Origin of the sequence: Aquimarina celericrescens, assembly GCF_042682765.1 — a bacterium.
GTDB classification, from domain to species: Bacteria; Bacteroidota; Bacteroidia; order Flavobacteriales; family Flavobacteriaceae; genus Aquimarina; species Aquimarina celericrescens.
In genome coordinates this window covers 1-20,031 of record NZ_JBHUHY010000015.1, presented here as the reverse complement: position 1 = coordinate 20,031, position 20,031 = coordinate 1, and the positions used below count along the sequence as shown (strand labels likewise).

The 20,031-nt window shown below is 35.0% G+C and carries 18 protein-coding genes and 1 tRNA gene; 4 read left to right on the top strand and 15 right to left on the bottom strand.

Features of this window, described 5'->3' with window-relative positions:
• The first annotated feature begins 50 nt into the window (after positions 1-50).
• Positions 51-410: a hypothetical protein gene (locus tag ACFSJT_RS13040; protein ID WP_378320731.1), complete on the top strand. Its 360-nt coding sequence runs from the start codon at positions 51-53 to the stop codon at positions 408-410.
• A gap of 22 nt (positions 411-432) precedes the next feature.
• Here the strand turns inward: ACFSJT_RS13040 and ACFSJT_RS13035 are convergent, their stop codons facing one another.
• The 6 genes from ACFSJT_RS13035 to porV form a co-directional block, all read right to left on the bottom strand.
• On the bottom strand, positions 433-1,113 hold the full coding sequence (locus ACFSJT_RS13035) for an SDR family NAD(P)-dependent oxidoreductase (RefSeq protein WP_378320730.1): 681 nt from the start codon (positions 1,111-1,113) through the stop codon (positions 433-435).
• A gap of 157 nt (positions 1,114-1,270) precedes the next feature.
• Entirely contained in the window at positions 1,271-2,242 is a 972-nt protein-coding gene (locus ACFSJT_RS13030) for a M20/M25/M40 family metallo-hydrolase (RefSeq protein WP_378320729.1), read from the bottom strand.
• 78 nt (positions 2,243-2,320) lie between these two features.
• Entirely contained in the window at positions 2,321-3,931 is a 1,611-nt protein-coding gene (locus ACFSJT_RS13025) for a pyruvate dehydrogenase complex dihydrolipoamide acetyltransferase (protein WP_378320728.1), read from the bottom strand.
• Between the two features lie 3 nt (positions 3,932-3,934).
• On the bottom strand, positions 3,935-4,936 hold the full coding sequence (gene pdhA / locus ACFSJT_RS13020; RefSeq protein WP_378320727.1) for a pyruvate dehydrogenase (acetyl-transferring) E1 component subunit alpha: 1,002 nt from the start codon (positions 4,934-4,936) through the stop codon (positions 3,935-3,937).
• A gap of 149 nt (positions 4,937-5,085) precedes the next feature.
• Positions 5,086-5,568, bottom strand: coding sequence for a cytidine deaminase (locus ACFSJT_RS13015; RefSeq protein ID WP_378320726.1), 483 nt, complete (start codon positions 5,566-5,568; stop codon positions 5,086-5,088).
• 103 nt (positions 5,569-5,671) lie between these two features.
• On the bottom strand, positions 5,672-6,826 hold the full coding sequence (gene porV / locus ACFSJT_RS13010; protein WP_378320725.1) for a type IX secretion system outer membrane channel protein PorV: 1,155 nt from the start codon (positions 6,824-6,826) through the stop codon (positions 5,672-5,674).
• Positions 6,827-7,271: 445 nt separating this feature from the next.
• On the opposite strand from porV, the gene gldJ reads away from it, so the two are divergent.
• Positions 7,272-8,951: a gliding motility lipoprotein GldJ gene (gene gldJ / locus ACFSJT_RS13005; RefSeq protein WP_378320724.1), complete on the top strand. Its 1,680-nt coding sequence runs from the start codon at positions 7,272-7,274 to the stop codon at positions 8,949-8,951.
• 79 nt (positions 8,952-9,030) lie between these two features.
• On the top strand, positions 9,031-10,317 hold the full coding sequence (locus tag ACFSJT_RS13000; protein ID WP_378320723.1) for a UDP-N-acetylmuramoyl-tripeptide--D-alanyl-D-alanine ligase: 1,287 nt from the start codon (positions 9,031-9,033) through the stop codon (positions 10,315-10,317).
• Here ACFSJT_RS13000 and ACFSJT_RS12995 read toward each other — a convergent pair.
• The 8 genes from ACFSJT_RS12995 to ACFSJT_RS12960 form a co-directional block, all read right to left on the bottom strand.
• Positions 10,314-11,399, bottom strand: a complete 1,086-nt coding sequence (locus ACFSJT_RS12995; protein WP_378320722.1) for a DUF2652 domain-containing protein — start codon at positions 11,397-11,399, stop codon at positions 10,314-10,316. The two genes, ACFSJT_RS13000 and ACFSJT_RS12995, sit on opposite strands and share 4 nt — an antisense overlap.
• A gap of 70 nt (positions 11,400-11,469) precedes the next feature.
• Positions 11,470-11,544: transfer RNA gene (locus ACFSJT_RS12990), tRNA-Val, on the bottom strand.
• A gap of 69 nt (positions 11,545-11,613) precedes the next feature.
• Positions 11,614-12,831 carry a bifunctional folylpolyglutamate synthase/dihydrofolate synthase gene (locus tag ACFSJT_RS12985; RefSeq protein WP_378320721.1) on the bottom strand — a complete coding sequence of 406 codons (1,218 nt, stop codon included), beginning with the start codon at positions 12,829-12,831 and terminating at the stop codon, positions 11,614-11,616.
• A gap of 8 nt (positions 12,832-12,839) precedes the next feature.
• Entirely contained in the window at positions 12,840-13,736 is an 897-nt protein-coding gene (locus ACFSJT_RS12980) for an energy transducer TonB (RefSeq protein WP_378320720.1), read from the bottom strand.
• 2 nt (positions 13,737-13,738) lie between these two features.
• Positions 13,739-14,131 carry an ExbD/TolR family protein gene (locus tag ACFSJT_RS12975; RefSeq protein ID WP_378320719.1) on the bottom strand — a complete coding sequence of 131 codons (393 nt, stop codon included), beginning with the start codon at positions 14,129-14,131 and terminating at the stop codon, positions 13,739-13,741.
• Between the two features lies 1 nt (position 14,132).
• On the bottom strand, positions 14,133-14,831 hold the full coding sequence (locus ACFSJT_RS12970) for a MotA/TolQ/ExbB proton channel family protein (RefSeq protein ID WP_378321136.1): 699 nt from the start codon (positions 14,829-14,831) through the stop codon (positions 14,133-14,135).
• 70 nt (positions 14,832-14,901) lie between these two features.
• Positions 14,902-16,428, bottom strand: coding sequence for a sodium/proton antiporter NhaB (gene nhaB / locus ACFSJT_RS12965; RefSeq protein ID WP_378320718.1), 1,527 nt, complete (start codon positions 16,426-16,428; stop codon positions 14,902-14,904).
• Between the two features lie 27 nt (positions 16,429-16,455).
• Positions 16,456-17,682, bottom strand: a complete 1,227-nt coding sequence (locus ACFSJT_RS12960; RefSeq protein ID WP_378320717.1) for a Glu/Leu/Phe/Val dehydrogenase dimerization domain-containing protein — start codon at positions 17,680-17,682, stop codon at positions 16,456-16,458.
• A 458-nt stretch (positions 17,683-18,140) separates the two neighbouring features.
• On the opposite strand from ACFSJT_RS12960, the gene ACFSJT_RS12955 reads away from it, so the two are divergent.
• Positions 18,141-19,283 (top strand): acyl-CoA dehydrogenase, encoded by a 1,143-nt coding sequence (locus ACFSJT_RS12955; protein WP_378320716.1) that lies wholly within the window; start codon positions 18,141-18,143, stop codon positions 19,281-19,283.
• 85 nt (positions 19,284-19,368) lie between these two features.
• Here the strand turns inward: ACFSJT_RS12955 and ACFSJT_RS12950 are convergent, their stop codons facing one another.
• Positions 19,369-19,869: a TlpA family protein disulfide reductase gene (locus tag ACFSJT_RS12950; RefSeq protein ID WP_378320715.1), complete on the bottom strand. Its 501-nt coding sequence runs from the start codon at positions 19,867-19,869 to the stop codon at positions 19,369-19,371.
• Positions 19,870-20,031: the final 162 nt, after the last annotated feature.

Sequence of the window (20,031 nt, the reverse complement as noted above, 5' to 3'; positions counted from 1 at the left end):
TTTTAAAATCGATAATTAACATATAACACAAACCACAAATACTCAACGACATGAGAACACTAGCCATCCTTCTTGTTCTGTTTACTTACACCTTTAGCTCTGCGCAAACTCAAATAGAGAACCAAAAAAATGACAAACAAATTCTTAAGCAATTAGCAATAGAAAAAACACTTGAATTACAAAAAGAACTAAATCTTACCATTCAAACAAGCAAAATTTTAGAGAAAAACATCTTTAAATATTCACTTAAGGCAAACAAAATATTACAATCCAATTTATCTACTACAGAAAAATCAAAAAGCATTAGTAACCTGATTTACTTTCAAAATGAAGAGTTGAAAGAAATCTTTAATGTAACTCAATTTTATAAATATTTAAGTTTACAGAATACTTATGTTGCAGGCTTCTAAAGAGTATGTTTATCTCAATATTTTAAGGAGTACTACTTGATACCTGTAATACTTTTCCGTTATAATATCTATTACCGGTTAGCGCAAAATCTTTAACATATGTTGCCATTTCTAATGCGGTTAGAGGTGCTTGATACCCGGGGAAAGCTTCTTCAAGCATTTCGGTCTGTACCGCCCCTAAAGCAAGCACATTAAAAGCAATGCCACTTTCTTTGTATTCTTCTGCCCATAATTCGCTTAATGTAATCACGGCTCCTTTACTAGAGCTATATGCCGCCAATCCAGGAAACTTCATGCTTCCTTGTATCCCACCCATACTACTTATAGTCACTACGTGACTTTCTGCTTTCATAAAAGGGATCAGCATTCGGGTAATCTCGGCAACGCCAAAAACATTCACTTTATATACAGCTTCAAAATCCTGAGGCGTACTCTCTTTGAAAGGTTTATTAAGTAACTTTCCTGCATTATTGATTAGAATATCTACTGTTTCCCACTCTTCTTTTACATAATTAACCATTTTATTGATATCATCAGACTTACAAATGTCAAATGAGAAGGTATTTATGTTTTTATGTTGTAGTGAAGAAATGGGTACAGAATTACGAGAAAGAGCTAAAACTTGGTGTCCTTCGTTTGCAAAAAGCTGTGCCAATTCAAAACCAATTCCTCTACTTGCTCCCGTGATGATAATATTTTTCATCTGTTTGTTTTTATTGTTTTTTATTTGTCACACTTCGACTTTGCTCAGTGCAAGTATGAAATTCGCTAACAATCATGTCGGTTGGTATTTACCTAATCATTATGGCTCATTTCATAAGATATCTAAAAAAAGTTCTATCTTAAAAACAAGGATTTTTTTAGTTTAATTTAATTTCCTTGCTTTGGGTATTTGCCATTTTTGCAATTGCAGGAACACAATTATTAATTAATTCTGCCATGAATTCAAAATTCATTTCAGACACTTCGTCGTCTACATGGTGATAGTAATCATAATTTGTAAAATCGAACGTAGAAATTGTTTGACAAGGCACATTAAATTGCTCATAAAAAGGGTAATTATCACTTCTACGAAACAATTGATATTCTTTTGCTTTTGGAAGATATCCAATTAATTCTGATCCCACATACTCGTTAATTTTCACAGCCATATTAGATATTTCATACCCAGTGATATAGGCTTTATAGGCCTTTTCATTTAATGGAACCCCAATCATTTCAAAATTTACCATTGTATATAGATCAATGTTATCCTCTTTCAAAACTTTAGCAAGATGTGCAGATCCCAATAAACCTCTTTCTTCAGCTCCAAATAATACAAAAAGAATACTTCTCTTATTGTTTTTTAGTTTAGCAAATTGTTTTGCTAACGAAATTACAGCTGTACTTCCTGCTGCATTATCATTGGCACCATTTGCAATCGTATCGCCATTGACATCTTTTCCCGCACCAATATGGTCAAAATGAGCTCCAACGACAATAAATTCATTTGCCAGGGATTTATCTTGGCCTTCTAAATAGCCTACCACATTATATGTTGCTGTTCCTTTGGCGTCAAAAGCATCCCTATAGGTATCAAAATAAGGTTGTACACCATACTTTTTAAATTCTTTTTCTATAAACTGTGCGGCTTTCTCCAAACCTTGGCTTCCAGTATCCCTTCCCTGCAGTTCATCACTAGCAAGGAAATTCATGATAGCTTTTACATCTGAAGTTTTAGTAGTCACTAAAGCCTCAGTTTCTGAGTCTTTAATTTGCGGTTGTGCAGAAGTAATTTGTTTACAATTAATAAATAAAATAGAAATACATAGTATGTACATATATCTTTTCATGAGCATCTAGTTTTGGTTAAAGGTAAAAAAATCCCACATTGAATGAAGTGGGATTTTGATAAATATTTAATCTCGAGATTACGCCAGCATCGTCACTGGATTTTCAAGATATTGTCGTAATGTTTGTAAGAATTGAGCACCTGTTGCACCATCTACTGTTCTGTGATCGCAAGCCAAGGTAACTTTCATTGTATTGCCAACAACGATTTGTCCATCCTTAACCACTGGCTTTTCTATAATAGCACCAACCGATAAAATTGCCGAGTTGGGTTGGTTAATGATCGAAGTAAATTCTTGAATACCAAACATTCCCAAATTAGATACTGTAAAAGTACTCCCACTCATTTCTTGCGGAGTAAGTTTTTTATTTCGAGCTCTTCCAGCCAAATCTTTAACTTTAGCGCCTATTTGGGTCAGAGACATTTGATCAGTAAAAGGTAACACAGGAACAACCAATCCATCTGGTACAGCAACTGCAACGCCAATACTTATATGTTTCGCATATTGAGTAGCGGCATCTGTCCATTGTGTATTTACCTGGGGATGTTTGCGAAGTGCCATGGCACAAGCTTTAACTACCATATCATTAAAAGACACTTTGGTATCAGGTAGTTCATTAATATTTTTGCGTGATACCATTGCATTTTGCATATCGACCTCGATAGTAAGATAGTAATGAGGAGCTGTGAATTTGGAAGCAGAAAGGCTTTTGGCAATCGCCTTGCGCATTTGCGAATTCTTTACTTCTTCAAAACTTACTTCACCAGCAGGCACAAAAGCTTGTACCACCGGAGCGGAAGTTTCTTCTTTAGCCGGAGCTGAAGTTTCTACTGCTGTGGCGCTTGGAGTGAATGACTCAACGTCTTTTTTTACAATGCGTCCGTTCTCCCCTGTTCCTTTTACTTGTGAAAGATCAATCCCTTTATCTGCTGCAATTTTCTTAGCTAGTGGCGATGCAAATATTCTACCTCCTTCGGTAGTGGTATTTGTTGTAGTTGGTTCAGATTTAGTCTCGCTTTTTGTTTCTTTTGTAGCCTCTTTGTTTGCAGAAGGAGTAGAAACCGGGGCTCCATCTTTAATCCCCGAAACATCAGTCCCTGCTGGCCCAATAATGGCAAGAAGAACATCAACAGGAGCTGTCTGGCCTTCTTCAATCCCGATATGCAGTAAGGTACCGTTATAGAAAGATTCGAATTCCATCGTCGCTTTATCGGTTTCTATTTCTGCCAGAATATCGCCTTCTTCTACGGTATCACCCACTTTTTTCAACCAGGTCGCAACTGTACCTTCTTCCATAGTATCGCTAAGGCGTGGCATCGTAATTATTTCAACTCCTTCTGGAATTGCATTACTTTTGCCTGACTCAGAAACTACCGCCTCTGTCTTTTCTTCTTTCGGTGCTTCAGCTTCTGAAGAAACATCTCCCTTTAGTAAACCTGAAATATCTTCGCCCTCATCTCCGATTATTGCCAACAATTTGTCCACAGGAGCCGTTTCACCCTCTTCTATACCAATATGAAGCAGTGTACCTTCATAGAAAGATTCAAACTCCATAGTTGCCTTATCGGTTTCTATCTCTGCCAGGATATCACCTTCGCTAATTTTATCTCCTTTTTTAACAAGCCACTTTGCAACAACACCTTCTTCCATTGTGTCACTTAACCGTGGCATATTTATTACTGTAGCCATATTTTATTGTAATTTGTGTGGTAAAAACGGGTAATCATCTTGCTCGTATACAACATCATACATCACACTTTTTTCTGGGAACGGTGATTCTTCTGCAAATTTTTGACACTCTGCAACCCTTTCTTTTACTCTCTTATCAATAGTAGCTATTTCCTCATCGGTTGCATATTTTTTCTCTTTAATGATATCCAATACTTGTGTAATTGGATCTATTTTCTGGTACTCTGCAACTTCTTCTTTGGTTCTATACTTTTGAGCATCACTCATTGAGTGTCCTCTATATCTATATGTCTTTAACTCTAAGAATGTAGGCCCGCCTCCTGTTCTGGCCCTGGTAATGGCTTCATCCATTGCTTCAGCTACCTTAACGGGATTCATAGCATCTACCGGGCCGCAAGGCATTTCGTAACCCAATCCTAATTTCCATATATCAGGATGATTCGCCGTTCTTTCAACAGAAGTACCCATGGCATATCCATTATTTTCTACACAAAATACTACTGGTAAATTCCAAAGCATCGCCAAATTAAAGGTTTCATGTAATGATCCCTGACGTGTAGCTCCATCCCCCATAAAAGTTAAAGTGACTGAATCTCTCTTACTATATTTATCAGCAAACGCGAGACCAGCTCCTAGAGGAATTTGCCCTCCAACTATTCCATGACCACCATAAAACCGATGTTCTTTTGAGAAAATATGCATGGATCCTCCTAAACCTTGTGAGGTACCCGTGCCTTTACCGAAGAGTTCGGCCATAACACGTTTAGGATCGACTCCCATCCCTATAGGTTGTACATGATTACGATAGGCAGTAATCATTCGATCCTTGGTGAGGTCCATCGCATGCAAAGCTCCAGCTAATATGGCCTCTTGACCATTATATAAGTGTAAAAAACCTCTTACTTTCTGCTGAATATATACTTGAGCAAGCTTGTCTTCAAACTTTCTCCAGAAAAGCATTTCTTCATACCAATTAAGGTAAACTTCTTTGGTTACTTTTTTCATTTACAATTGTAGTGATATATGAATAACAAACTGGTTATAAAACCAGTAATTCTTTAGTTTATTCCCTATTTTATTAAAAGAACGAAAAACAAAAATAACATATTCGAAATTAAGGGAAAAGGAGTTTTATAATTAAATCGACGAAAACGTTATAGATACGAATTATCAAAAGTAAGTGGCAATAAATTTACCAGCGATTTAGATTTAACAACTTTTCCTGTTTCTCCCATGAAATAGATCTCTATAGGCTTTTTCTGTTTTAACTCATATTCTCCTATAGCTTGTCTACATGCACCACAGGGAGGTGTTGGAGTTAGCAATTGATATTTTAAAGATTTAGCACAAAGTGCCATTTTCAAAACAGGAACTTCAGGAAAATTTGCTCCGGCGTAATAAATCGCCGTTCGTTCTGCACATAGACCTGATGGATAACATGCATTTTCCTGATTATTTCCTAAAATTACCTCTCCGTTTTCTAATAACAACGCGGCTCCCACCAAAAACTCTGAATAAGGAGCATATGCTTTGTCCCTAACAATCATTGATTGATGCATAAGTTTTTGAATATCTTCTGGCAATTCGTCAAAAGAGTCGAACACCTCTAATACCGATTTAATCTCTATTTCCTTCATAGCCCTTACTTAAAATAGCACCACAATGTACTACAAACAAAAAAAGTATCAAACTCTGGAGTTTGATACTTTCTGTAATATTTATACTATTTTTGTTTGAACTCTAGTCGATATATTCATCCCCAAAGTTAAAAGTAAGACCAAAACGCAATGTTCCTTCAAGCGGACTTCTAACTGAAGATGTTGAAAATAAATAAGATACATCCAGGTTAACGATATTGTATCTAAATCCACTTCCTAGAGATAGAAATTGACGAGCTCCTTTTTCATCACTTTCATGAAAGAATCCGGTTCTAAAAGCGAATACATCGCGATACATATACTCTGCACCTAATGACCAGGTAATTTCTTTCAATTCTTCACTAAAACCTCCATCTGCATCTCCCCACGAAGAGAAAATAGCACTAAACTCGCTAATATCTTGATATTCTCGATTATCTTCTGCGTCGATATCACCATCTCCATCAAAATCTTGGGGACTAGGCACTAATAACTTACTAAATTCTAAAGAAGGTGATATTCTATTATCTTCATTAAAAATAAAATCAAAAGCTCCACCTATTCTGAAGTTTGTTGGAATAAAGTTTTCATTATTGTCAGTGTTATCATAGCTAATCTTTGGACCAATATTAGAAATATTAAACCCTCCTCTCCATCGACCATTAAACGAATTAAAAGCAATTTCGTTACTTCTAAAGAAACCGGCAATATCTACACCAAAACTTCCTGCAGCACTAGCATCATCGGCGTTCTCTGTTTGTAATCTTAAATCTGATCTTAGATAACGCCCTGCTACCGCCATAGAAAAATGATCACTAAGCTTTAACGCATAAGAAACATCTACGGTAAATTCATTAGGTCTTTGAGTATTGGCTGCACCATCTGCTGTTTGTCTAAACTCAATATCTCCCAAACTAAAATATCTAAAACTAGCCGCTACCGCACTTCTCTCATTAATCCTATTATGATAATTAAGGCTACCCAAAAATATGTCATTAACCAGATTACTAAGATAAGGAGTGTAATTTACACCTACTCCTTGTTTACTTTTAATAAACGCATATTTGGCTGGATTCCATTGTTGCGAAAATGCGTCTGGTGAAGTAGCGACTCCCTGATCTCCCAAACCAGCAGCTCTGGCATCAGCAGCAATTAATAAAAAAGGTGTGGCTGTTGTAATTGCCCTGTTCTCTTGTGCCTGAACATTAAACTTTAGAAAAGTTAATACTAATAGCCCAAGTATTTGTGTTTTTTTCATACCTGCAAAAATTGAGTTTGACAAATATATAGTTATTTAGTGATTAAAGAATAGTGAGCTGTTTAAATTTTTGCGCACTCTTTTGTTAACGCGCAATTTACAAATATCTTGTATATACAGCTCTTTTTTAATTATCTACATGGAAAAAAATACTTTTAAGTTGATAAAAGCACACAAAATAGAAAATAAGCATTTCATTTTAAACACTTTAACTCTAAACACAGAAGAAATAGGCTAAAGCAGCAGAAAAGTATTTTTTTTGACCGCCGAAATTTTGTAGTTTTTATTTGGCGATAAATAATATTTTTAGAAATATTGCGTTAAACCAAAGTCGTTGGAAATTCATATAAAACTATGAATTGATAATATTTTAAAAAATTTGGGGTAAATTTAACGTTTATTATTATATTGCAAGCCCTAATTCTACTTTAACGAACTTAAGATTATGAAAAACGCGTTTATTTTTAGGTCGCTGATGGCACTTTCCGTTAGTGTATTACTGTTTAGTTGTACCAAAAACGACTATGGGAGCAGTTCTAGGGCCACAGGTTGGAAATACAATTCCAAAGATGGTGGTTTTCAAGTAGCTACAAATTATAAAGAGCAAGAAACAGGACCAGGTTTAGTATTTATTGAAGGAGGTACTTTTACTATGGGTCGTGTACAAGATGATGTGATGCATGATTGGAATAACACCCCTACCCAACAACATGTACAATCATTTTATATGGATGAAACTGAGGTGACCAATATTATGTATTTGGAATACCTTGACTGGTTGAAAGGCGTGTATCCTCCTACTGAACCAAAATATAGAAATATTTATTATGGTGCTCTTCCTGATACCCTTGTATGGAGAAATCGTTTAGGGTTCAATGAAATGATGACCAACAACTATCTGCGTCATCCTGCTTACGCTAACTACCCGGTTGTTGGGGTTAATTGGATTCAAGCAGTAGAATTTAGTAATTGGAGAACTAATCGCGTTAACGAAAGAATTCTTGAAGAAGAGCAAGTAATAAAACAAAATGCACCATTTGAAGACGTTTCGGCAGAAAGTACTTTTGACACTGAAACATATTTAAATGCTCCTTCACAAACTTATGGGGGTAATGATGAAGCTATTCGAGGAGGTAGAAAATCAGAGCAGTATGAAAAACGTAATGATTCTACTGGTTTATACATACAACGTAAGGATGGATTACTTCTTCCAAAATATAGACTCCCAACCGAAGCAGAATGGGAATATGCAGCTTTAGGTCTTGTAGAAATAAGAAGTTACAATATATATAGAGGTAGAAAAAAATACCCTTGGAGCGGAAAATATACACGTTCCGGAAAAAGAAGAACACGAGGAGATCAATTGGCCAACTTTAAGCAAGGTGATGGTGATTATGGTGGAATTGCCGGATGGAGTGATGACGGTGCAGATATCACCGCCCCTGTAAAATCTTATGATCCTAATGATTATGGGTTATATGATATGGCAGGAAACGTTGCAGAATGGGTTGCCGATGTATACAGACCTATCGTAGATGATGAATACAATGATTTTAACTACTATAGAGGTAATGTTTATACCAAAAACGCTATTAATCCTGATGGAACTGTAAAAGTAGTAATGACCGATTCTATAGTATACGACACACTTAGTAATGGTAAGATTATTGCTCGTGTATTACCTGGTGGAATTTTACAGGTTCCTATTACAGATGAGGATACATACATGAGAACTAACTTTACTGATAGTGACAACAGAAATTATAGAGATGGTGATAAAAGTTCTTCAAGATATTTTGAAGGATACCAAGATGAGAATCTACCTAATAGAAGAATGTACAACGCTCCTATTCATTACGTAGGTCCAGATGCAGAAGATAGCACAAAATTAGATAGAAGATATGATGAGTCTAGTAAAAGAACTACTATTGTAGATGATAACGTTCGTGTTTACAAAGGTGGATCATGGAAAGACAGAGCGTATTGGTTAGATCCTGCACAAAGAAGATTCTTACCCCAGGATATGGCTACCGATTATATCGGTTTCAGAAACGCAATGTCTAGAGTTGGTACTAAAGCGAGAAAGAAGAAAACACCAAGACACCAAAAACCAAGAGGTCAATAATTATAGAATATTAAAGTTCGTTATAAATAAAAAACCCTGAACAATAATTGTTCAGGGTTTTTTAATTTATTTTTGCCAAATGGATATTAGTAGAATACATCAAATATTTTTAGAGAGTAATGGCATTTGCACAGATACAAGAAAAATTGAATCTAATACTATATTTTTTGCATTAAAGGGAGAAAACTTTAATGGGAACACCTACGCAAGTCAAGCCCTGGAACTTGGTGCAGCATATTCAATAATTGATGAAGCAGTATATAAAACGTCTGAAAAGCACATTTTGGTCAAGAATGTTATTCAAACTTTACAAGAACTGGCTACCTATCACAGAGAGTACCTAAAGGTACCTATTATTGCACTTACAGGAAGTAATGGAAAGACAACAACCAAAGAATTAATCAATAATGTTCTTTCTACTAAATTTAGAACTACGGCTACAATAGGTAATCTAAATAATCATATCGGAGTACCCATTACCTTATTATCAATGACCAAAAAAACCGAAATAGGAATTGTTGAAATGGGAGCAAATCACCAAAGAGAAATTGATTTCTTATGTTCTATTGCTAGACCTGATTATGGCTACATCACAAACATAGGTAAAGCACATTTAGAAGGTTTTGGGGGGATAGAAGGTGTCTTAAAAGGAAAGACAGAGCTTTACCGACATCTAAAACAAAATAACAAATTAGCATTTATTAATGCAGAAGATCCAAAGCTGGTAAAAGCAGCCAAAGATCTAAAAATCTATAGTTTTTCCCAGGGTGATGAAAATGATGTCAAAATCAAATTCCTCGACACTAATCCTAATGTGGTTGTATCGTATCAAAATCAAATCATTGAAAGTAATTTAATTGGTGCATATAACTTTACCAACATAGCTGCTGCCATTGCCATAGGTAATTATTTCAAAATTGATGCAGATTATATTAAACAAGCTATTGAGTCCTATATCCCTTTGAATAATCGATCTCAGATAATTGAAAAAGATAATTGCACTATTCTTTTAGATGCCTACAATGCCAATCCAACAAGTATGGAGGCAGCAATAAAGAATTTTGATATTTTAAAAAATCTTGACCATAAGATTGCTTTCCTTGGTGATATGTTCGAATTAGGAGATGAAGCTAAAGCCGAACATCAAAAAATAGCAGATTTTATAGTGAGTACAGCGGTTCATGAAATTCATCTAATCGGAAGTAATTTTTATAGTACAGAAAATAATGATCCACGTATTAAAAAATATAAATCCTTTGATGACCTTAAAGATAATTGGTCGTTAGCGTTAAAAAACAAAGAAAGTATACTCCTTATTAAGGGATCTCGTGGAATGAAACTTGAACGCATATTAGATTTGCTTTAACAGGAGACACTATCTTGTTTAATGAATGTCTCAAGATTGTCTAAAGATGTTTTCAGAGATTTTCTAATTGCTCTTTTCATCAAAAGTGTCAATAATAACTTGGTGAATATTGATTTTGCCTTCGGATATATCTCCACTGTCAGTTGACAAGTATTTTCTGATTTAGGTTTTATTATAAAAAATTGATATAAAGCTTCTATTGGAACATCTGTAGTAAGTTCGCCGTAGATAAGTGAATCAGGATCTACTTCTTTTGTCACTGTTGTAAAATTCAACCGCTTTCCATCGACAATACATACATGTTCAGTTCCTAACCTAGTAACTTCCTCAGGGTTATATTCAAACTTTTCGACTCCCTTTACCCAATAATGTCGATAACTATAGTTGGTAATATATTCTAACAACTGGTTAGCAGATATTTCAAGATTTCTAATAAAAATGATACTTGGAGGCCATTTAAAATCTACAACCTCGGGAACCGCAAATGGATTAAGTTTTAAGTTGTTCTTATCTATTTTAGAAAATAAATATCCAATTTCAGAACTGTCGTAACTATCAGCACCTTGATTGAAATGATACAATTTACTTTTATAATCAACGGGGAGACCTATTATTTTTGCAACACTATCACTTACCAGGGCATAGTTATCACTTTGAATCGAATTCTTAAGTAATCGATGAGCTTCTATAACTATTTGTCCAAAGGGTTTTCGTTTTTCCTGAACTGTAATAAATTGCAACTCTCCGCAATGAACAATAATTTTTAATTGCAAATTAGGTGCAGTTGCACAGGCATTACAAGGACAAATACGATTTTTTTCTAACAGCTTCAGATGACTATAGAATACTGTAAACATGGTTTCGATTTGAGCAAGAAGCTTTTCTTGTGAAGGAATTTCATTTTCCTTATAAAAAAACAACGCATCTCCCTCTACTTCGGCGAGTTTAAGATTTTGAGTATTCGCAGTTATCAGGATTTCTAACAACTCTGAAATTACATGTTGACTATGCTCTATTTCTGTATTTTGAACAAAATGTGTAAAGCCTGAAATATCGGGAATAAAGAGTAATGAATCCACCATTTAATAAATGTAATGAATTAAAACAAATCTTACATAAAGTAAAAAAGGCTTCCATTTCTGGAAGCCTTCGTGGGCGCGAAGGGATTCGAACCCCTGACCCCTTGGGTGTAAACCAAGTGCTCTGAACCAACTGAGCTACGCGCCCGCTATCTTGCGATTGCGGATGCAAATATAAGACAGTTTTATAGTCTACCAAAAGAATTTTAAAGAAAAATTAAATTATTTCTGCCACTACAAACGTACTTCCTCCAACGTATATCAAATCTTCACTTGTAGCTTCTTGTAATGCAGCATTATATGCTTCTTTTACAGAATTATAATCCTTACCTTTTAAATTATAATTTTCTGCTTTCTCTCTCAGTTTTTTTTCATCTAACCCCCTAGGAATATCTGGTTTTGCAAAATAATATGCCGCCGTATTAGGAAAAAGTGATAAAATAGAATCCAAATCTTTATCATTTACTACTCCCAAGATAATATGAAGCTTCTCGTATGATTCTTCTGATAATTGATTTAAAACCATTTTCAATCCATCTGTATTATGAGCTGTATCACAAATCACCTTAGGTTTATTTTGTAAAATTTGCCACCTACCTAATATACCTGTATTTGTAATTACGTTATTAAGACCGTTTCGAATAGCCTTTTCGCCTATATTCCATCCTTTACTCCTTAAAACTGTAATTGTTTGTAAAACCGTTCTTATATTCTCTTTCTGATAGGTTCCCTTTAAATCTGAAGTACACAATGCCCCTTCATATGCTGCAGCAAAGTATAGATCGCTATTACAAGCTTTGGCTTTTTTAGTAAATACTTTTTTCGTCTCGGGAGTTGTTCTTCCAATTATTACAGGTATATTATTTTTAATAATACCTGCTTTTTCAGTCGCTATTTTAGATAAAGTATCCCCCAAAAATTCTGTATGATCTAGGCCTATATTGGTAATTACTGAAAGCTCGGGCCTTATAATATTAGTTGAATCCAACCTGCCCCCTAAACCAACTTCTATTACAGCAATATCAACCTTAAATTCTGAAAAATATTGAAATGCCATTCCTACCGTCATCTCAAAAAAAGATAAATGATTCTCCTCAAAATATGATTGGTGATCACTTATAAAATTAACAACGTACTTCTTTGATATTTCTTTACCATTAATTCGAATACGTTCTCTAAAATCTTTTAAATGGGGAGAAGTATATAACCCTACTTGATAACCTGCTTCTTGAAGAATAGAGGCAAGCATGTGACTTGTAGAACCTTTTCCATTAGTTCCTCCAATATGAATACTTTTAAAATCATCCTGAGGATCTCCAAGATATTTTGCGAATTGAATCGTATTGTTCAAGTCAATTTTATAAGCACTCGCTCCTTGACGTTGATACATTGGTAGTTGTGTAAACATCCAATCCAAGGTTTCCCTATAATTCATGTTCTTTATTATTCCGAAAGTTTAAATTGATAAATTATAGTTCCTATTTGTTTCACTGGAGCTTTAGAATCACTATTAAATTTGGTTGCTAATGCTGCTCTTTTTGCCGGCTCCATTAAACATGAAGCACTATTGGTAGTTCCTTTCACTCCGGGAGTAGCCTTTACCACTTTACCACCTTGATTTACTTCTATTTTTACCACCACGATACCAGACTCATTGCAATCCTGAACGAATTTTTCTTTATTAAGCGCTTTGCGACCTCCTAATCGATAATTTCCATCTCCATCTAATCCTTTACCGTTTCCATAATATGATTTGGCATTAAGGTCTCCGTTGGGACTTCCTTTATCGCCTGGTGACCTATCATTACCTTCTCCACCATTAGCCTTACCATCATTTTTGGGGCCATTTGAAAAACTATTTAAGATATCCAACGTAGATTTATCCGGTTTTGGGTCAGGCTTCTTTTCTTCGACCTTCTTTTTAGGTTTTTCTTCTACGGGGTTTTTTACCGGTTTTTTTACTGTAGTATTTTCTGGCTTCTTTTTAGGTTTCTCTACCTTTTTTTTCAGTTCCTTCTTTGGCTTTTTATCAATTACTGGTGCATCTTCTGTATCCTGGGTAACTACCTCTTCTTTAATCTCGGTAGACTCTTCCTGAGTTTCAGGAGGCACTTGAGCAGATTCTGGAGTAGTATTTTTGGGAGATGTTTTGATCGGTTTATTAGGTTGAACCTTACCTGACCCTGTAGCTGTAGTTCCAAAGTTTACTGCAATTCCGCTTTCTTCCTCCGGAACGATATAGCTTAGACTTAGATAGAATAATAATAAGATAATCCCTATATGCAAAAATATCGTTAGCACAAATGATTTTCTCTTATGTTTCGTATCTAATTTAAGCATAATCAATCTGGTTTCACAGCTAGTATAACTTTATATTTATTTCGATTTGCAATATCCATTACCCCTACGGCTTTTTCGATGGGCACTCCTTCTTCTGCTCTCAAAATAATAGTAGGCTCATTTTGCCCCTGTAATCTAGACACTAATGTCGACTCTAGTCTACTTTGACTAATCCGTTCATCATCTATATAATATTGGAGCTTATTGGTAATACTTACTGATATATTTTGCACGTTTGAACTTTTACCTTTGGCTTTTGGCAGTATTAAATCCAACGCTTCCGGCGTAATTGCAGGAGAAGTAAGTAAAAAGAATACCAATAACAGAAATACAATATCTGTCATAGATGACATACTAAATTCTGGACTAACTTTATTTCTTCCTCTTAGATTCATATCAAGCGGGTTCGTTTAACAAATCAAGGAAATCAACAGCATTGGCTTCCATGCTATGAATTACCTTATCAGTACGTACAACTAAATGGTTATATCCTATATACGCTACAATACCTACAACTAATCCTCCAACGGTTGTTGTCATCGCAGTATAAATTCCTTCAGCCAAAACTCCCATATCTGCGGTTCCCGAACTGGATGCCAGATTATGAAATGCTATAATCATTCCAATCACCGTTCCTAAGAAACCAATCATAGGAGCAGCACCAGCAACAGTAGCCAAAATACTTACATTTTTTTCAAGTTTATAAACCTCAAGTCTACCAGCATTCTCTATTGCTTTATTAATATCTTCTAATGAATGTCCGATTCTTGAAATTCCTTTTTCGGTTAATCTGGCTACTGGATTATTGGTTTGTGCACACAAGATTTTTGCTGCTTCAATTTTTCCACTTGCCACATTATCTCTTATTTTACTCATAAAGCTTTCGTCGTATTTTGATGCTGCTTTTATGGCAAAAAGCCTTTCAAAATAAATATAAACAGCTACAAAAAGCAATACGAAAAGAATAGAAATAATAACTACTGCACCTGTTCCTCCGCTAAACAACAGATCCATTATGGATAGTGACTTCTGTTCAACTTCTGGGTCAATTTCTTTGGTGTTTTGGGCTATAGCACCAAGCATAGATAAATACATCATTTTGATTTTGTTAATTTAGTGTTAGTATACTAACGTTATTTCTGTAGGTTAAGTATATAATTTCTTCTTATAGGACATATATAATTCCCAATAAACCTGCTCCTCCTAGCACGATTGTATAAGGCAATGCCATTTTAACCATCTTGGTATATGACAACCCTATAAGCGGTGCCAAAGAAGAGGTTAGTAAAAATAAGAACGCTGCCTGACCATTAGGTGTTGCAACACTTGGTAAATTTGTTCCGGTATTAATTGCTATTGCTAATTTTTCAAACTGTTCCCTTGATATTGCACCGCTATCAAATGCTTGTTTAACTTCTCCTATATACACTGTAGCGACAAAAACATTGTCACTTATCATGGATAATACTCCATTCGCTGCATAAAACATTGCTGGCTGGTCTTCGGGCTTTAACGTTAGTGCCCAATCGATAATAGGAGTAAAAAGATGTTGATCATGAATCATCGCAACGATCACAAAAAATACAACCAGCAAACCGGTAAATGGCAGCGCCTCTTCAAAAGCAGGTCCTAATTGATGCTCATCGGTAATTCCCATAAATGCAGTTTGAACTATAATTAAGGCCAATCCTATAAATCCAACCGGAGCAAGGTGCATCGCCAGACCAACGATAAGAAGTATTGCCGATACTGCCTGTATGATTAATCCATATTTTGATTGATCAGATCTATTTGCATCTTCTTCTTCGGTATAACTTTCTATAATTCTACGTGCTACTTCTGGTAATTTTGCTCCAAATCCAAAAGTTCCTGTGGCCTCTAAAATTACAGTAGTCACTAATCCCGCTGCTAAAACCGGCAGTGTGATTGGTGCCATATTCAAAAAGAATTGAATAAAATCCCATCCCATTCTCTCTCCGATCAATAGGTTTTGTGGTTCTCCTACCAAAGTACAAACACCGCCAAGCGCTGTACCTACCACACCGTGCATAACCAAGCTACGTAGAAAACTTCTAAATTGCTCCAGAGTTTCTCCACTTAATTCTTTCCTGTCAAGTACTCCACTCTCATCATAGTCCCCAGAACCCGAATGAATTTTATGGTAAACTCCATAGAATCCTACAGCTACGCTTATTAGAACAGCAGTTACCGTTAGTGCGTCCAAAAATGCCGAAAGTACAGCTGACAAAAACACAAACAGTAAAGATAAAACCATTTTAGATTTGATTTTAGTGAATACTTTACTAAAAATGTACATCAATAAAGGTTTCATAAAATAAATACCTGCTACCATGAAGACTAACAACAATATTACTTCTAAGTTTTGTTCGACTTCGAGCAACACCCCTCCTTTAATTCCTTTTCCTGATTCATCGTACACAATTTTTCCATGATCTAATTTATACATAGGATGAGTCAACCCTAATGCCAAAGCTTGTATAGCCAATATCCCTCCTGACTGCAAGGGATAACACTTTAAAGCCATTGCCAGCGTAAAAATAAACTCCCCGATAAATAACCACGCTGTTACTGTTGGTCCTAAAATATATAAAGAAAATACATTGAAAATTAAAAATCCGATCATCACGGTTTTGAACCATTTCGGACTACTACCTAGAAAATACTTGAACATAGTTTGTACTTGGTTATACGATTAATATTACAACAACTGTTTAAGAGCAATCTCAAATGCTGTCTTACTTATATTAGTTTTTGTTTGATTGTTATTATAAGTGTTTTGAATCGCTTTTTTTATTGTTTCTGAAGTATCCATAAAAATGGCTTCATCTGTCATTTGCACTCTTCGTTCCATAAAATACGAAAAAACTCTTGCCATTCCACAATTAGAAATGAAATCGGGAATCAGACTTACTCTTTCATCAGTATACTCCATTATAGGACCAAAAAATATTTCTTCATCTGCAAAAGGAACATTAGCCCCACTAGATATAACTTCTAAACCAGCATTGATCATCTGAGTAATCTGATCTTTGGTTATCAATCGAGATGCTGCACAAGGAACAAAGATTTCAGTAGGTAGAGACCAAATCTTTTCATTCAATTCTTTAAACGGAATTAATGTTTCACTGTAGAGTTTGTTTCCTTTTTTATTTAAATATAAATTTTTTATTTCGTTAAATGAAAATCCATCTTCTTTAATTAGTCCTCCGACGTGATCAATAATTCCAACAACTTTTACTCCCATTTCAGAAAGATAATATGCTGCTGCTGAGCCAACATTGCCAAAACCCTGTATCACAGCTCTTTTTCCCTTTATACTACCATCATATATATCATAATAATGCCGAACAGCTTCAGCAACTCCATATCCAGTAATCATATCGGCTACGGTATACTTTCGGGAAACATCTGGCGAGAACGTGGTATTCTCTAAAACCTTGATAACCCCTTGTCTTAATTGCCCTATTCTATTGATCTTATCTGCCTCTGTTGGCTGAAAATGACCATTAAATACACCTTCTTGAGGATGCCAAACTCCGCATTCTTCAGTGATCGGAATAACTTCATTAATTTCATCTACATTAAGATCTCCTCCCGTTCCGTAATAACTTTTTAATAATGGAGACACGGCTTTATACCAACGTCTAAGAACATCTTTCTTTCTTGGGTCATTGGGATCAAAATTAATCCCCGATTTAGCTCCTCCTATTTCCGGACCTGACACTGTAAATTTAACCTCCATTGTTTTAGCTAGAGAAAGAACCTCGTTCATATCCAATCCCAACCGCATTCTTGTACCGCCCCCTGCTGCACCACCTCTTAAGGAATTAATCACTGTCCAGCCTTCTGCTTCAGTTTCAGAATCTTTCCAATTAAAAATTATCTCTGGTGCTTTATTTTCGTATTTTTTTAATAAATCTTTCATTTATAAAATTTCAACTCATTTAATAAATAATTCTCTGTTTTAAACAATTATAAAAATTGTTTCCATATGTCCTAATTAAAAAATAATCCTCCCAAAAGGAGGTTAGAATTGAGTCATATGACAGTGGTATTACAATACATCAAAATAATAGTCAAAAAGTATTCTCACAAATATAAAAAACTAAATATGGCAAAAGCCTAAATAAAATAAAATTATTACAATTAAAATTGTCTTCTTTTTGTTAGTTATCTAAGAGATTTAATTGTTGTTCTGAAATAAAAAGATTTATGTCCTCGACCTGTAAAAAATGATTGTGTCAAAAAATAAAAAAAACATTAAAACTATCATATTATCACTTATATTTGTAAGATTATTAAAAATACCTGGGTTATCCCGATTTATTTTCATCAAAAAGTACGAATTGCGTGTTATGCACGCACAGTAAATAATAGTAAAATATGGACTTTAAATTATCCGAAGAACAATTAATGATACGAGATGCTGCTCGTGATTTTGCAAAAGCTGAATTATTACCTGGTGTAATCGAGCGTGACAACAAACAAGAATTTCCCAAAGAACAAGTAAAAAGAATGGGGGAATTAGGTTTTTTAGGAATGATGGCATCTCCAGAGTATGGTGGTGGTGGAATGGACACTCTTTCCTATGTTTTAGTAATGGAAGAGTTATCCAAAATAGATGCTTCTTCTTCAGTTATTGTATCTGTAAATAATTCTTTGGTATGTTGGGGGCTTGACACCTATGGTACTCCTGAGCAAAAAGAAAAATATCTTTCAAAATTAACTACTGGAGAATCAATAGGAGCGTTTTGTTTATCTGAGCCAGAAGCTGGTAGTGATGCAACCTCTCAAAAAACAACTGCAGTCGACAAAGGTGATCACTATATTCTTAATGGAACCAAAAACTGGATCACGAATGGAAGTAGTTCGGATTATTATTTGGTAATAGCTCAAACAGATAAAGAAAAAAAACATCGTGGTATCAATGCCTTTATTGTTGAAAAAGGGTGGGAAGGATTTGAAGTTGGCCCTAAAGAGGACAAATTAGGAATCAGAGGTAGTGACACGCATTCTCTTATTTTTAATGATGTAAAAGTCCCTAAAGAAAATCGAATCGGTGAAGATGGTTTTGGATTTAAATTTGCGATGAAAACATTAGCAGGAGGTCGTATTGGAATTGCAGCCCAAGCATTGGGTATTGCAGCTGGCGCCTATGAACTTGCAAAAGAGTATTCTAAAGTTCGCAAAGCTTTTGGCACCGAAATTATGAATCACCAGGCTATCGCTTTTAAATTAGCCGATATGCATACACAAATAGAAGCTGCCAGAATGCTTGTATATAAAGCAGCAATGGATAAAGACAATCATGAAAATTATGATTTATCCGGAGCTATGGCAAAATTATATGCTTCTCAAGTAGCTATGGAAGTTACTGTAGAAGCCGTACAGGTTCATGGAGGCAATGGTTTTGTAAAGGAATATCATGTAGAGCGATTAATGAGAGATGCAAAAATTACTCAGATTTATGAAGGAACCAGTGAAATACAAAAAATTGTAATTTCAAGAAGTATTCTTAGAGATTAATTAGTTAAAAACTCTTAGATCAAAAGCCCACATTGAAGTTTCAATGTGGGCTTTTTAACTCTTTAAAATACCTAGTTTTTAAATACTATTTTTTTGAAGAAAACAAACTATCAATCTTCTTTAAAGAGTACCTTCCCATTAATTCGCCATTGGGGGAAATTAAAAACTTTGCAGGAATTTCGGTAACTCCATATTTTCTAGCAATAGAAGACATCAACACAAATTGATTTTCTTCTACAATTTGGTGCTTCCAAACAAAACCAAACTTATCTGCCGCTTTCCTCCAGGTTTTATCATTTTTTTCTAAAGCAATAGTTACTATAACAAGATTATTTGCATAACTATCATAAATACTAACTAACTGAGGACTTTCTCTCAAGCAAGGAGCACACCATGAACCCCAAAAATCTAATAAAACATATTGCCCATGAAGATCTGACAATCTAAATGGCGTACCGTCTACTAACGTAGTTTCAAAATCAGGAGCTTGCTCTCCATCCTCTATAGTGAAATATTTAAGATACAAATAGGATAATCCTATCAATAGAAATATACCCAATAACAGATATTGCAATATTTTTTTCATATTGATCATTAGACGACAGATAATCTGTAAGCTTACTTATTCAAATTTATTAATTTTAAAACGAAGCATAAAAAAACCCTTCATAGTTTTATGAAGGGTTTTAAGGAAGGCGGTGACCTACTCTCCCACGGATTGCAGTACCATTGGCGCTAACGGGCTTAA

Excerpts from the sequence above, each read along its gene's own strand:
- ACFSJT_RS13040 (WP_378320731.1), top strand. The coding sequence starts at position 51 with ATGAGAACACTAGCCATCCTTCTTGTTCTGTTTACTTACACCTTTAGC.
- ACFSJT_RS13035 (WP_378320730.1), bottom strand. The coding sequence starts at position 1,113 with ATGAAAAATATTATCATCACGGGAGCAAGTAGAGGAATTGGTTTTGAA.
- ACFSJT_RS13030 (WP_378320729.1), bottom strand. The coding sequence starts at position 2,242 with ATGAAAAGATATATGTACATACTATGTATTTCTATTTTATTTATTAAT.
- ACFSJT_RS13025 (WP_378320728.1), bottom strand. The coding sequence starts at position 3,931 with ATGGCTACAGTAATAAATATGCCACGGTTAAGTGACACAATGGAAGAA.
- pdhA (WP_378320727.1), bottom strand. The coding sequence starts at position 4,936 with ATGAAAAAAGTAACCAAAGAAGTTTACCTTAATTGGTATGAAGAAATG.
- ACFSJT_RS13015 (WP_378320726.1), bottom strand. The coding sequence starts at position 5,568 with ATGAAGGAAATAGAGATTAAATCGGTATTAGAGGTGTTCGACTCTTTT.
- porV (WP_378320725.1), bottom strand. The coding sequence starts at position 6,826 with ATGAAAAAAACACAAATACTTGGGCTATTAGTATTAACTTTTCTAAAG.
- gldJ (WP_378320724.1), top strand. The coding sequence starts at position 7,272 with ATGAAAAACGCGTTTATTTTTAGGTCGCTGATGGCACTTTCCGTTAGT.
- ACFSJT_RS13000 (WP_378320723.1), top strand. The coding sequence starts at position 9,031 with ATGGATATTAGTAGAATACATCAAATATTTTTAGAGAGTAATGGCATT.
- ACFSJT_RS12995 (WP_378320722.1), bottom strand. The coding sequence starts at position 11,399 with ATGGTGGATTCATTACTCTTTATTCCCGATATTTCAGGCTTTACACAT.
- ACFSJT_RS12985 (WP_378320721.1), bottom strand. The coding sequence starts at position 12,831 with ATGAATTATAGGGAAACCTTGGATTGGATGTTTACACAACTACCAATG.
- ACFSJT_RS12980 (WP_378320720.1), bottom strand. The coding sequence starts at position 13,736 with ATGCTTAAATTAGATACGAAACATAAGAGAAAATCATTTGTGCTAACG.
- ACFSJT_RS12975 (WP_378320719.1), bottom strand. The coding sequence starts at position 14,131 with ATGAATCTAAGAGGAAGAAATAAAGTTAGTCCAGAATTTAGTATGTCA.
- ACFSJT_RS12970 (WP_378321136.1), bottom strand. The coding sequence starts at position 14,831 with ATGTATTTATCTATGCTTGGTGCTATAGCCCAAAACACCAAAGAAATT.
- nhaB (WP_378320718.1), bottom strand. The coding sequence starts at position 16,428 with ATGTTCAAGTATTTTCTAGGTAGTAGTCCGAAATGGTTCAAAACCGTG.
- ACFSJT_RS12960 (WP_378320717.1), bottom strand. The coding sequence starts at position 17,682 with ATGAAAGATTTATTAAAAAAATACGAAAATAAAGCACCAGAGATAATT.
- ACFSJT_RS12955 (WP_378320716.1), top strand. The coding sequence starts at position 18,141 with ATGGACTTTAAATTATCCGAAGAACAATTAATGATACGAGATGCTGCT.
- ACFSJT_RS12950 (WP_378320715.1), bottom strand. The coding sequence starts at position 19,869 with ATGAAAAAAATATTGCAATATCTGTTATTGGGTATATTTCTATTGATA.